The following is a 13,398-nucleotide window of genomic DNA, read 5'->3' on the forward strand; positions in this document are numbered from 1 at the left end:
CATCGGGGATGTTGCTGCCTCAGGCACGCGGGAAGCAGCAACTTCGGGGATGTTGCTGCCTCAGGCACGCGGGAGACAGCAACATCCCGGATGTTGCTGCCACGGACGCCGGGCGGCACGGACGCCGGACGCGCGCAAACGCCGGGCGGCACGGACGCCGGGCGGCACATGCGGAAACGCCCGTCGGCATCGGGCCGACGGGCGTTGGGTGAAGAAGCTCCCCCGATTGGACTCGAACCAATAACCTGCCGGTTAACAGCCGGCTGCTCTGCCAATTGAGCTACAGGGGATCGTGCACCGCCCGGAATCGGATCTCGCCGACGCCGTGCGACGGGACAAGAGTACAGGACTTCCCCCGGTGGCGGTCCAGTGGGTTCCACCCGGGCACCTGATGATCGACACTCGCAGGTCAGGTGCCACGACACATCGACATACGGGGTAAATCGCCATCCCGGCCCAGACATGCTTGAGCGGGGAGCAGGATGGGTAGTTAGCTGCGGACAGAGGACGCAGGCGCGAACATGTCGCCGTCCGACGGGGCGACTCGCCGGGGCGATGGCGCGTCAGGTACGGAAGGAGCCGCCATGCGCGGAAAGATCATGTTTCTTGGCGGGCTGGCTGCGGGCTTCGTCCTGGGCGCCCGTGCCGGCCGGGAGAAGTACGAGGAGCTCGTGGTCCGGGGCCGCAAGGTGCTCGACCACCCGACCGTCCAGGAGGCGGCCGGGGTCGCGCAGGCCCAGGCGAACAAGCTCTACAGCGAGGGCAAGGACAAGCTCGGCCAGACCAAGCTGGGCGAGAAGCTGGGCACCGGCAACGGCAGCACCGGCAAGCAGGAGTTGACCGCCGCCGACGACGCGTTCGCCGGCACGCCCGCCACCGTGGGCGCGAAGGCGGGCACCAACACGGTCGGCACGACCTCCGGGTCGCCGTCGTCCATGAACCCCCGCACCAAGCCGTCCGGCTCGGGCACGAACGCCAGCACGCTCTGACCCATCGCACCTCGACGGGCCGGTCGCCACACGGCGACCGGCCCGTGGTCTGTCCGAGGTGCGGTCAGTCCTTGCTGCTGAACGCCGCGTCGAAGGCGGCGCTCGGAGCGTCGAAGGCGAGCCGGCGGACGAACTGCAACGCCTCCGGGGCGCCGACGAGCCGGTCCATCCCGGCGTCCTCCCACTCGACCGAGATCGGGCCCTCGTAGCCGATCGCGTTCAACGCACGGAAGCAGTCCTCCCAGGGGACGTCACCGTGCCCGGTGGAGACGAAGTCCCAGCCGCGGCGCAGGTCGGCCCAGGGCAGGTGCGAGGCGAGCCGGCCACGCCGGCCGTCCCCGGTACGCACCTTGGCGTCCTTGCAGTCCACGTGGTAGATGCGGTCGGCGAAGTCGAAGATGAAGTTCACCGGGTCCAGTTCCTGCCACACGAAGTGCGACGGGTCCCAGTTCAGCCCGAACGCGGGCCGGTTGCCGATCGCCTCCAGCGTCCGCTTCGTCGTCCAGTAGTCGTACGCGATCTCGCTCGGGTGCACCTCGTGGGCGAACCGCACGCCGACCTCGTCGAACACGTCGAGGATCGGGTTCCACCGGTCGGCGAAGTCCTGGTAGCCGCGCTCGATCATCGACGGCGGCACCGGCGGGAACATCGCCAGGGTGTGCCAGATCGACGAACCGGTGAAGCCGACGACCGTCTTCACCCCGAGCTTCGCGGCCGCCCGCGCGGTGTCCTTGATCTCCTCGGCGGCCCGCTGACGGACCCCCTCGGGCTCACCGTCGCCCCAGATCCGGGCGGGCAGGATGTCCTGGTGCCGCTCGTCGATCGGGTGGTCACAGACCGCCTGACCGACCAGGTGGTTGGAGATCGTGAAGACCTGAAGGTTGTGCTTGGCGAGGGTCTCCTTCTTACGCTCGACGTAGGAGTCGTCGGCGAGTGCCTTGTCGACCTCGAAGTGGTCGCCCCAGCAGGCGATCTCCAGACCGTCGTAGCCCCACTCGGAGGCGAGCCGGCAAACCTCCTCGAACGGAAGGTCGGCCCACTGGCCGGTGAAGAGCGTGATGGGTCGCGCCATTGTTCTTCTCCCCTGTTGTCATGGGGATTCCAGGTGCGGACCGGGGCGAGGGTGACCGGACGTACGCGACGCCGGGCGGGCACCGGTGGGTGCGGAACACACCTGAGCCCGGCGGGTTGCGCCTCCCACCGGGTCACCGGCCACCAGCACGGTCGCCGACCCCACCCTATTTCCGTGGCACCCCATCGCGAAAGCCCCACGGGCCGATCATCACTCGGCCACCTCCTCGGGCGCGGGCAGCGTGACCGTCACGGTGAAGCCGCCACCGGCACGCGGGCCGGCGGAGAACGTGCCGCCGAGCCGCTCGGCGCGTCTGCGTACCCCGAGTAGACCCTGCCCGGTGTGGTGGGCGATCCCGCCCGACGGCGCTGGACCGGCGCCGTCGTCGCGTACCTCGATGGTGATGCCGGTGGCGTCGTAGCGCAGGCGGACCGCGACCGGCGCGCCCGGGGCGTGCCGGCACGCGTTGGTCAGGGCCTCCTCGATGATCCGGTACGCCACGACGTCGACCGGCCCGGGCAGCGGCCGAGGGTAACCGGCCAGGCTCCAGCGCACCGGCTGGCCTGCGGCGAAGCCCTCCACCAGCGCGTCGAGGCGGTTCAGGCTGGGAGCCGGCCCGGTCGACGGATCGGGCTCCTCGGCCCCGTGCAGCAGCCGGTGCCCGTGCGCCTGCACCATCCGGCGCCACTGCGCCATACGCCCCATGCTGGTCAAGGTACGGCAGTGGCCTGTGAGCCGGGCCCCGGGCGGCGCCCGGCGCGGGGCCGTGACCGGCGTGAGCGTCATACCTGTGCACGACGCGCAGGTATGACGCTCACCGGGGCACTGCCTCGGGAAGGGCCGCCGCCAGGTCGGGTCGTGACGGCGGCTCCTCCCGGCTCAGTGGGTCAGGGCAGGGTCCACTTCTGGTTGGCCGCGTTCAGGCAGGTCCAGAGGTGCACGACGGTGCTGTCCGCCGAGTTGTTGCCGGAGACGTCCAGGCACTTGCCCGACGACGGGTTGCGCAGGGTGCCGTCGGACTGCGCCGCCCAGTTCTGGGCGCCGCTGCCGTTGCAGGTCCAGAGCTGGATCTTGGTGCCGTTGGCGGTGCCGCTGCCGTTGACGTCCAGGCACTTGCCGAGCGCCTTGATCGTCGGCGTCGGCGTCACGGTCCAGGTCTGCGCCGCGCTGCCGTTGCAGGTGTAGATCTGGACCTGGGTGCCGTCGGCGGTGCCGCCGTTGCGCACGTCCAGGCACTTGCCGGCCAGGCCCTTGATCGGGCCGACCCCGGTGCTGCCACCGCTGCCCTTGACCAGTGTGAAGTCGTCGACGTCGAAGAGCCCGGTGCCGCTACCGGTGAAGGTGAGGTAGAGGTTCTGGGTGCTGGACGGGACGTTGGACAGCGTGGTGCTCACGTTGGCGTACGTGTCCCAGCTGCCGGTGTTCGGCACCGCGACGGTGCCGAGCACGGGGCCGGTGGCCGAGCCGGTGCGCACCTGGATGCTGCCGCCCGCGCCGCCGGAGACGACCCGGGTCGTGAACGAGGTGACACCGGTCAGGTTGACGCCGTTGTACGCGGCCCAGTCGCCCGGCTCGATGTAGCCGAGCGTCTGCCCACCGTTGGCGCCCGCCTTGGTGAAGGCGGAGACCCCGTTCGCCGAGCTGAACGCCTCGGCCTGGATCGTGGTGTTCCCCGTCGGCGGCGGCGTGGTGCCCAACTCCTTGATCCGGATGTTGCGGAAGTAGGCGTCGTCACCGGTGCCGTGGTTCTGGATGCCGATGTGACCGGCCAGTGACCGGACCGGATTGGTGTTGGTGAAGTCGTTGATCTTCACGCCGTTGAGGAAGATCTGCAGCCGCTCACCTTCGACCAGCAGCTCGTAGGTGTTCCATTCCCCCGGTGCGTTCAGCGCCGCGTCACGGGCGGCGATGTCGGCCGACTTGAACGTGTAGACCGCCCCGGTGGTGCGGTCGGCCGCGTCGGTCGCGTCGATCTGGATCTCGTAGCCGTTGTCGACGGCCGACCAGGGGTCACTGGACGGCGGGAACCCGATGAAGATGCCGGAGTTGTCGTCCCCGGCCAGCTTCCAGTCCAGCTTCAACGAGTAGTTGGTGAACTGCTTGGCGTTGTACCAGAACAACCCCATGCCGCCGACCGAGGTCAGGGTGGCGTCGGAGTTGGTGAAGCTACCCGGGCCGGCCTGCGACCAGCCGGTCGTCGAGCCGTTGAAGATCGGGGTGTAGCCGGTCTCGGGCCGGCAGTCGGCCTTGCTCCGGCCGGAGGCGTACCGGATGCCGCCGAGCAGGTGGTTACGGAAACCCGACTCCGCGTACGACGCCTGGGTGTGCCCGGCGCCGGTGTAGAAGGACCGGCCGCCGTTGTAGCTCTTGCACCAGCTCAGCGGGTGGTCGGCACCCATCCCGCCGCCGGAGTACGACGACTCGTCGAGCGTGGCGAGCACGTGCGCGGTCGACCGGGGGTTGGTCCGGTAGTTGTACCACTCGTCGGTGCGGGTCCAGGTCTGCGGCAGGTGTCCGGTCGCCGCGTGGCCCCGGTCCTCCACCTTGATGTTGGCCTGCTGGATGGCCGGGTGCGAGGCGAACCACGCGCCCACCAGGTTGCCGTAGAACGGCCAGTCGTACTCGGTGTCCGCGGCCGCGTGCACACCGACGTAGCCGCGCCCGGAGGCGATGTACGACTCGAAGGCGGTCTGTTGGCTGGCGTTGAGCACGTCGCCGGTGGTGTTGAGGAAGACGACCGCCTCGTACTGGTTCAGGTTGCTGGTGGTGAACGCGGCGGCGTCCTCGGTGGCGGTGACGGTGAAGTTGTTCGCCGCACCCAGGTCGCGGATGGTCTGGATGCCGACCGGGATCGCGTCGTGCCGGAAACCGGCGGTCTTGGAGAACACCAGGACGTCGTAGGGGGCGTCGGCGGCGCTGGCCGGGGTGGCCGGTGTCGTACAGGCGAGGACGGCGAGTGCGGCCATGGCCGCACCGAGGACGGGTCGCAGGCGTCTGCGCATATCGCTCTCCTAATCGCGGTTAGGAGGGGCCCCAAACCCCGAGACTAGTCGTTGACCGGGGCCCCTCCTGCCAGCTCAGGGCAGGGTCCACTTTTGGTTGGCGGCACCGCTGACGCAGGTCCACAGGTGGACCACGGTGCTGTCGGCGGAGTTGTTGCCGGAGACGTCGAGGCACTTGCCGGACGCCGGGTTGCGCAGCGTTCCGTCGGCCTGCGCGGACCAGTTCTGCGCGGCGGTCCCGTTGCAGGTCCAGAGCTGGATCTTGGTGCCGTCCGCGGTGCCGGCACCCGAGACGTCCAGGCACTTACCCAACGACTTGATCGTCGAGTTCGGGGTGACCGCCCAGGTCTGCGCCGCGCTGCCGTTGCAGGTGTAGATCTGGATCTGCGTGCCGTCGGCGGTGGCGGCGTTGCGCACGTCCAGACACTTGCCGCCCAGTCCCTTGATCGCCCCGGCCCCGCCGGCCGGCGGCGTGCCGGTGACGAAGGTGAAGGCGTCCAGGTCGTAGAGCGCCCCGGTGCCCGATCCGGCGAAGGTCAGGTAGAGCGTGGTCGTGCCGGTCGGCGGGTTGGTGATCGTCCCGGTCACCGTGGTGAACGTGTCCCAGCCGCCGGTCACCGGGACCGTGGCCGAGCCGAGCACCGTGCCGGTGGCCGAGCCGGCCCGGACCTGGAGGGTGCCACCGGCGCCCGCCGAGGAGACCCGGGCGTTGAACGAGGTCACGTTGCCCAGTCGGTACGGCTGGAACGCGATCCAGTCGCCGTTGTTGATGTCGCCGACGGTCTTGCCGCCCTCGGCCGGGGTCTTGCTGAACACGTTGATCCCGGACGAGGTGGCGTAGAACTCGGCCTGCCGGTGCCGTGGCGGCAGCGTGTGCTGGGTGTGCGTGGTCAGCCCACCGGCGTCGGTGTACTCGGCGTCGAAGATCGCGAAGATGTTCGCCGCGTCGTCGTGCTCACCGTCGACCGGGATGGTGATCGAGCCCGAGCAGCCGTTCTGCGAGGTGATCTGGTGCCCGTGCTGGTCGTGGCCGAGCACGTAGGTCATCTTGACCTTCGTGCAGTCGATCGTGCCGTCCTCCGGGTCGGTGACCGTGATGCTGAACGGCACCGTGTCACCGAAGCCGAACAGCTGGCCGTTGCCCGGGCTGTTGATGGTCACCGTCGGGGCGGTGTTGCCGACGTTGATCCGCACGCTGCTGCTGCCGGTGGCGCCCTGCGGGTCGCGGACCGTCAGCGTGGCGGTGTAGGTGCCGTTGGTGGTGTACGTCTTGGTGGGGTTGGCCGCGGTCGAGGTGGTGCCGTCACCGAAGGCCCACGAGTAGGTCAGGGTGCCGCCCTCGGGGTCGGACGAGCCGGCCGAGGAGAAGGTCACCGCGAGCGGCGCCGCGCCGGAGGTGCGGTTGGCACCGGCCACGGCGGTGGGCGCCCGGTTGCCGCCGCCGACGTAGTCGAAGCGGTAGAGCGCCGAGTTGGCGTCACCGTTGAAGTAACCGGTGCCGTAGTCGAGCACGTAGTACGCGCCGTCCGGGCCGAACGCCGAGTCCATCACCTGCTTGCCGACCCAGGGGAAGGTGTCGATGGTGCCCCGGGAGCCGTCGGAGTTGACGTGGATCGGCTTGATCCAGCCCCGGCCGAACTCGGTGGCGAAGAACTGCCCGTCGAAGGACTGCGGGAACTTCGTGGTGGAGGTCGACGACGCGTTGTACCGGTAGACCGGGCCGCCCATCGGCGACTCGGAGCCGCCGCCGAACTCGGTCGGGGTGCCGGCGTCACCGGCGTACCGGATCCAGGCCGGTTGCGCGGGCGGCAGGGTGGTCCGGCCGGTGTTGCGGAACGAGTTGTTGGTCGGCCCGCCGGTGCAGTTGTACTTCGCCCCGCTGGCGTTGGTGGCGAAGTCCCACTCGTTGTACGTCTCGGTCGTGGTGTTGGTGCCGGTGCAGTACGGCCAGCCGTAGTTGCCCGGCGCGGCGACCCGGTTGAACTCCACCTGGCCGGAGGGCCCACGGGTGGAGCTAGTGGAGCCGGCGTCCGGCCCGTAGTCACCCACGTAGACGACCCCGGTGGCCTTGTCCACGCTGATCCGGAACGGGTTACGGAAGCCCATCGCGTAGATCTCCGGGCGCGTCTGGGCCGTGCCGGGCGCGAACAGGTTGCCCGACGGGATGGAGTACGTCCCGTTCGCGTTCACCTTGATCCGCAGGATCTTGCCCCGCAGGTCGTTGGTGTTGCCCGCGCTGCGCTGCGCGTCGTACGCCGGGTTGCGGTTGGTCCGCTCGTCCAGCGGCGAGTAGCCGGCGGACTCGAACGGGTTGGTGTCGTCACCCGTCGACAGGTAGAGGTTGCCGGCCGCGTCGAAGTCGATGTCCCCACCGACGTGGCAGCACATGCCCCGGTTGGCCGGCACGTCGAGCACGTCGACCTTGCTGGACTGGTTGAGCGTGAAGTCGGAGTTGAGCGTGAACCGGGAGAGGCGGTTCACCCCGTTCCAGGCGGAGAAGTCGGTGCCGGTGGCCGGCGCGTCACCGGCGGGGGTGGAGAGCGGCGGGGCGTAGTAAAGGTAGATCTGCCGGTTGCTGGCGAAGCCCGGGTCGACGCCGACGCCCTGCAACCCCTCCTCGTCGTGGGTGTAGACCGACAGCGTGCCGATCACCGAGGTGGTGCCGGCCGCGTCGGTGCGGCGCAGGGTGCCGTTGCGGGCGGTGTGCAGGACGGAACGGTCCGGCAGCACCGCCAGTGACATCGGCTCACCCATGTCGCTCACCCCGCGGGCGAGTTCGACCTGCTGGAAGTCGGTGGCGACGATCGTGTGCGCCTGCGCGGGGGCCGTGCCGACGGCGAGGGAGACGGCGCCGGTGGTGGCCGCCAGCAGCAGCGCCGATCCGGCGGAGAACCATCGTCGGGACCGTTGTCGTGGAGTGTCCTGCATGGACATGGGTGCTGCCCCTTCCTGACGAGTGACTGCCAGGCCGGGCGCGCGCCGTCGCGCCGGATGCCGTAGCGGTGGTGGGGGTCGTGGGTTACCGCGCCGCCGGTTCACCTCGACGAAACATTGTCGTGTTGGTCACGACACTAAGTTGAAGGTGTCGATGTGTCCATACCTTCCGGTAGTTCAGCATCAACTTTTGTCAATCTGATCGAAAGTCGCGGGTCAGGCGTGGCGGTCGATCGCCTGGCCGGCCAGCGCGACGAGCGCCGAGCGCGCCTCGTCGGCCACCGCCGCGGCCCGCAGGGCCACGAGCGCGGCCTCGGTCCGAACCCGGATCATCTGCTCGATCCGCTCCCGGGCGCCGGTCGCCTCGATGATCCCGCGAAGCTCCGCGGCACCGTCGGCGTCCAACGCCGGATTGCCGAACAGCTCCCGCAGCCGGGCGGTCTGTGACCGGTCCGCGGCGCTGCGGGCCAGCGCCATCATCACCGTGGGCTTGCCCTCACGCAGGTCGTCCAGGACGGACTTGCCGGTCACCGCCGGGTCCCCGAAGACCCCCAACACGTCGTCGCGGAGCTGGAAAGCGTCGCCCAGCGGGTCACCGAACTCCTCCAGCGCGGCGATCAACTCGGGACCCGCGCCGGCCAGGGCAGCGCCGATCTGCAACGGCCGGGTGACCGTGTACCGGGCGGCCTTCATCCGGATCACGGTGAGCGCGCTGGCCACCGAACCGTCACCCACGCCCGAGACCAGGTCCAGGTACTCCCCCGCGATCACCTCGGTACGCATCAGCGCGAACACGCCGTACCCCCGGTGCACCTGCTCGGTGCTCAACCCGCACTCGTGGAACATCTGGTCCGACCAGGCCGCGCAGAGGTCCCCGCAGAGCAGCGCGGTGTTGCGACCGTACGCCTCCGGGTCGCCCCGCCACGACGACCGGGCGTGCAGGTCGGCGAAGAGGCGGTGCACCGACGGCTCACCCCGGCGGCGGTCGCTGCCGTCCAGGATGTCGTCGTGGATCAACGCGAAGGCGTGGAACAACTCCAGGGCCGCCGCGGCCACGACGATCGGGGTGCCGTCGGCCGCGCCCGCGCCCCGCCAGCCCCAGTAGCAGAAGAGCGGACGCAGTCGCTTCCCACCGGCGAGCACGAACCGTTGCAGCGCGGTGAACACGCCGCGCGGCGCGCCGTCGGGCCAGTCCGGGCCCTGCCGCTCCAGGAACCCGGCCAGCTCCGCGTCGAACCGCGCCCGCAATCCACTCGTGTCGGTGGGCGCGACGGTGACCGTCATGTCCGCTTCCCCGAACCGCTCGTGCCGTCGACGCCTAATCCGGCCAGCTCCAGCAGCAACCCCTTGACCTCGGTGGCCGCGATCCGGTCCCGGGCCGCCGTCGGGTCGGAGCAGAGCAGCACCGGGGCGTCCGCCGGGTCGTCCGGCAGCCGCCCGTGGGAGCCGCGTACCGCCCGGGCACCGGCGTCCAGGCCGACCGCGCTCATCAGGTAGCGCATGCCGAGCTTCTTGCGGGCCAGCGCCACCCCCGCCCGGCGCTTCGCCGCACCAGGATCCGCGGGGTCGAAGAACAGCTCGGCGGGGTCGTACCCCGGCTTCCGATGGATCTCCACGAGCCGGGCGAAGTCCGGTGCCCGGTCGTCGTCCAGCCAGTAGTAGTACGTGAACCAGGCGTCCGGCTCGGCCACCAGCACCAACTCACCCGCACGCGGATGGTCCAGCCCGTGCGCGGCCTTGCCGTCGGCGTCGAGCACCTCGGCCACCCCGGGCAGGTTCGCGCAGAGCTTCGCCACCGCCGGCACGTCGGCCGGGTCCTTGACGTAGACGTGGGCGACCTGGTGATCGGCGACCGCGAACGCCTTCGACGTCCACGGGTCGAGGTACTCCATGCCCGCCTGGGTGTGCACCCGCAGCAGGCCCTCGCTGCGCAGCAACCGGTTGACGTCCACCGGCCGGGACACGTCGGTGATGCCGTACTCGGACAGCACCACCACTGTCGCGTCCCGGGCCCGGGCGGCGTCCAGCAGTGGGCCGAGCACCGCGTCCAGCTCGGCCGCCGCGGCGGCGGCCTGGGCCGACGACGGGCCGAACCGTTGCAGGTCGTAGTCCAGGTGCGGCACGTAGACCAGGGTCAGGTCGGGTGACACGTCGGCCAGGATCTGCTCGGCCGCCTGGCAGATCCACTTCGACGACGGCAGGCCCGCCGTCGGGCCCCAGTAGGTGAACAGCGGGAAGGTGCCCAACCGGCCGGTGAGCGCGTCGTGCAGCTCCGGCGGGTCGGTGTAGCAGTCGGGTTCCTTGCGCCCGTCGGCGTAGTACACCGGACGCGGGGTGACCGTCCAGTCGACGTCCGCGCCCATGGCGTACCACCAGCAGACGTTGGCGACGGTGTAGCCGGGCTCGGCCCGACGGGCCGCCTGCCAGAGCTTCTCCCCGCCGACCAGCGCGTTGTGCTGCCGCCACAGCAGCACCTCACCCAGCTCCCGGAAATACCATCCGTTGCCGACGATCCCGTGCCCGCTGGGCGGTTCGCCGGTGAGGAAGGTCGACTGCACCGAGCAGGTCACCGCGGGCAGCACGGTGCCCAGCTCGGCCCGGAAGCCGCCGTCGGCGACCCCCCGCAGTCGGGGCATGTGCGCCAGCAGGCGGGGGGTCAGCCCCACCACGTCGAGCACCACCAGTCGGCGGCTCATCGCGTCCCTCCCATCGTCACTGTTCGCTCCGTGGTCAGACCAAGGCCGACCAGTTCGTCCCGGGCGAAGGCCAGCTCGGCGGCGATGCCGGCGGCCAGCTCCGCGTCGGTGCCGGGCCGCCGTGCGGCGGGCAGCACCCCCCAGGTGTACGTCTCGACGTCGAGGTGGTCGCAGCCGGCGACCGGGCCGTCGAAGAGCGCTCTCAGGGCTGCGCGCAGAACCGGCAGCGTCGAGCCGAGCGGTTCCTCGGGTGGGGCGTGCAGGGGCACGTGGTAGTGCACCCGCCACGGTCCGGGCAGCGCCCGGTCCAACGCCTCGTCCAGGTCGTCCGCCGCGTACGACTCATCGGCCGGGTCGGGTAGGCCGGCGCAACCGGCGCCCCGGGTCTGGTGCAGGAAGCGCGGCTCCACCCAGCGGCGCAACGCGTCCGCCCCGCCCGCCGGGTCGGCCGCCTCGACGGCGGCGGAGACCTGCACCTTCACCACCGGCAGCCCGGCCGCCCGCAGTCGCCCGAGCGCCTCGGCCGGCTCCTCCCAGGCGCACGCCAGGTGGGCCAGGTCGAGACACACGCCCAGCCGGTCGGTGTCCATCCCGGACAGCAGCGCGGCGGCCTGGCCGCTGCTCTCCACCACGCAGCCCGGCTCCGGCTCGAAGGCGACCCGCACCTCCCGGCCGGTGTCGCGCTGCACCTCGGCCAGGCCGGCGGCGAGCTGGTCCAGCCGCCGTCGAGCCGCGTCGGCCCGCCCGGCGTCCCACGGCTGTCGCCAGGCCAGCGGCAGGGTGGAGATCGACCCCCGGGCGGCGTCGTCGGGTAGCAGGTCGGCGAGCACCCGGGCCAGGTTCAGCGTGTACGTCAGGCGCTGCTCGGTGGTCCAGTCGGGGTGGTACACGTCCTGCTTGACCACGGGCGCCTGGAAGGCCGCGTACGGGAAGCCGTTGAGGGTGACCACCTCCAGGCCGCGCGCGTCCAGTGCGGCGCGCAGCCGACGACGGAGTCCCGGGTCGGCGGCCAGCTCGGCGGCGACCGGGGCGGCCAGCCACAGGCCGAGCCCGAGCAGGTCGCTGCCGAGCGCCTCGCGCACCGGCACGGCGTAGGTGTCCAGTTGACCGAGGATGCCGGCGAGGTCCTCGGCGGGGTGCACGTTCGTGCAGTAGCCCAGGTGGACCGTCTCACCGCCGGCATGCCGCAGCCGCATCAGCTTCCGCCGCGCAGGATCGAGTTGCCGGTCTCCGGGTCCACGGCGGCGGGGTCCTCCAGGTCGCTGAGGTCGAGCCGCCCGGACTGCCCGTAGAACTCCACCGGGTTGCGCCACAGCACCTTGTCGACGTCGTCGTCGCTGAACCCGGCCCCCAGCATCGCCTCGCCGGTGGCCCGGGTCAGCAACGGGTCCGAGCGCCCCCAGTCGGCGGCCGAGTTGACCAGCATGCGGTCCGTGCCGTACTCGCGCAGCAGCTCGACCATCCGCGACGGGGTCATCTTGGTGTCCGGGTAGATGGAGAAGCCCAGCCAGCAGCCGCTGTCCCGGACCAGCTTGACGGTCACCTCGTTGAGGTGGTCGACCACCACGCGACCGGCGTCGATGCCGGATTCGGCGACCACGGCCAGGGTGCGTTCGCAGCCGCGCGCCTTGTCCCGGTGCGGGGTGTGCACCAGCGCCGGCAGCTCGTACGCCACGGCGAGGGCGAGCTGCGCCGCGAACGCCTCGTCCTCCTCCGGCGTCATCGAGTCGTACCCGATCTCGCCGACCGCCACCACCGCGTCCTTGTCCAGGTAGCGGGGCAGCAGGTCGAGGACCGGGCGGCACCGCGGGTCGTTGGCCTCCTTGGGGTTGAGCGCGATCGTGGCGAAGTGGCGCACTCCGAACTGACCGGCCCGGAACGGCTCCCAGCCGATCAGCGAGTCGAAGTAGTCGACGAACGACGCGGCGCTGGTGCGCGGCTGACCCAACCAGAACGCCGGCTCCACCACCGCGCGTACCCCGGCGGCGGCCATCTGTTCGTAGTCGTCGGTGGTGCGCGAGGTCATGTGGATGTGGGGGTCGAAGATGCGCATTCACGCCTCCCGGGGCAGTGCGGCGGTGAGCCGGTCGAGCAGGTCGGTGGCGTCGGCGGGCAGGTCCCGACCGGCGGCGTGTCGTTCGGCGGCGAGCGCGGCCAGCATGGCGGCCAACTCCCCGTCGGCCCGCGCGTCCAGGTCGGCGACCGCGGCCAGGGGCACACCGCTGAACACGCACTTGAGCACCGCCTGCCGCCAGGCGGCCGGGTCGAGGTGCCGGGCGTACGGGCCGAGCGCGGCGGCGACCAGGCGGGTGTCGTTGGTGCGGATCGCGTCGTGCAGCAGCGGCACGGCGGCGTCGTCGATCGGCAGCAGTGGCAACGCCCGCAGCACCGCTCGCCGTTCGGCCGCGTCACCGTGCTGGTAGAGGCTCTCGGCGTACCCGGCGTGGTCGCGCGGCAGCGCGGTGAGCAGCAGCACCCGGGCCGCGTCGTCGGCGGTCCAGCCGGGCGCGTCGGGTAGCGCGCCTCGACCGCAGCGCCGACCCACGGCGGGGAAGAGCCGGGTGATCTCGGTGGGCTCGGCCGCGACCCGGCGCAGCGCCGTGTCCAACCAGTCGGGATCGGGTACGCCTCGCAGCGCGGCCCGCAGTGAATCCGGTGTCATCCCGTCTCCTCCCCTTGTCGCTACGCCAGCACCCCGGTGCCCT

General features: G+C 71.1%; 10 protein-coding genes and 1 tRNA gene. 1 reads left to right on the forward strand and 10 read right to left on the reverse strand.

Annotation, left to right across the window (positions count from 1 at the left end):
* Positions 1-217: 217 nt before the first annotated feature.
* Positions 218-290: transfer RNA gene (locus O7616_RS29085), tRNA-Asn, on the reverse strand.
* A gap of 294 nt (positions 291-584) precedes the next feature.
* On the opposite strand from O7616_RS29085, the gene O7616_RS29090 reads away from it, so the two are divergent.
* Positions 585-989, forward strand: a complete 405-nt coding sequence (locus tag O7616_RS29090) for a hypothetical protein (RefSeq protein ID WP_282257228.1) — start codon at positions 585-587, stop codon at positions 987-989.
* 64 nt (positions 990-1,053) lie between these two features.
* Here the strand turns inward: O7616_RS29090 and O7616_RS29095 are convergent, their stop codons facing one another.
* From O7616_RS29095 to O7616_RS29135, 9 genes are all read right to left on the reverse strand, one after another.
* Entirely contained in the window at positions 1,054-2,061 is a 1,008-nt protein-coding gene (locus O7616_RS29095) for a sugar phosphate isomerase/epimerase family protein (RefSeq protein ID WP_282257226.1), read from the reverse strand.
* A gap of 210 nt (positions 2,062-2,271) precedes the next feature.
* Positions 2,272-2,757 carry an ATP-binding protein gene (locus O7616_RS29100; RefSeq protein WP_282304878.1) on the reverse strand — a complete coding sequence of 162 codons (486 nt, stop codon included), beginning with the start codon at positions 2,755-2,757 and terminating at the stop codon, positions 2,272-2,274.
* 191 nt (positions 2,758-2,948) lie between these two features.
* Entirely contained in the window at positions 2,949-5,063 is a 2,115-nt protein-coding gene (locus O7616_RS29105) for a ThuA domain-containing protein (protein WP_282304879.1), read from the reverse strand.
* Positions 5,064-5,138: 75 nt separating this feature from the next.
* Positions 5,139-7,997, reverse strand: coding sequence for a PQQ-dependent sugar dehydrogenase (locus O7616_RS29110; RefSeq protein ID WP_282304880.1), 2,859 nt, complete (start codon positions 7,995-7,997; stop codon positions 5,139-5,141).
* A 216-nt stretch (positions 7,998-8,213) separates the two neighbouring features.
* Entirely contained in the window at positions 8,214-9,281 is a 1,068-nt protein-coding gene (locus tag O7616_RS29115; protein WP_282304881.1) for a polyprenyl synthetase family protein, read from the reverse strand.
* Entirely contained in the window at positions 9,278-10,693 is a 1,416-nt protein-coding gene (locus tag O7616_RS29120; protein WP_282304882.1) for a nucleotide pyrophosphatase/phosphodiesterase family protein, read from the reverse strand. The genes O7616_RS29115 and O7616_RS29120 overlap by 4 nt, the downstream gene beginning before the upstream one ends.
* Positions 10,690-11,889 carry a metabolite traffic protein EboE gene (gene eboE / locus O7616_RS29125; protein WP_282304883.1) on the reverse strand — a complete coding sequence of 400 codons (1,200 nt, stop codon included), beginning with the start codon at positions 11,887-11,889 and terminating at the stop codon, positions 10,690-10,692. Before eboE ends, O7616_RS29120 begins: the two co-directional genes overlap by 4 nt.
* Complete coding sequence (locus O7616_RS29130) at positions 11,889-12,746, reverse strand: TatD family hydrolase (protein ID WP_282304884.1); 858 nt, start codon at positions 12,744-12,746, stop codon at positions 11,889-11,891. Before O7616_RS29130 ends, eboE begins: the two co-directional genes overlap by 1 nt.
* A complete protein-coding gene (locus tag O7616_RS29135; RefSeq protein WP_282257210.1) occupies positions 12,747-13,355 on the reverse strand; it encodes an EboA domain-containing protein in 609 nt (202 codons plus the stop codon).
* Positions 13,356-13,398 lie beyond the last annotated feature (43 nt).

The organism is Micromonospora sp. WMMD964, assembly GCF_029581455.1.
In the GTDB taxonomy this organism is placed as follows: Bacteria; Actinomycetota; Actinomycetes; order Mycobacteriales; family Micromonosporaceae; genus Micromonospora.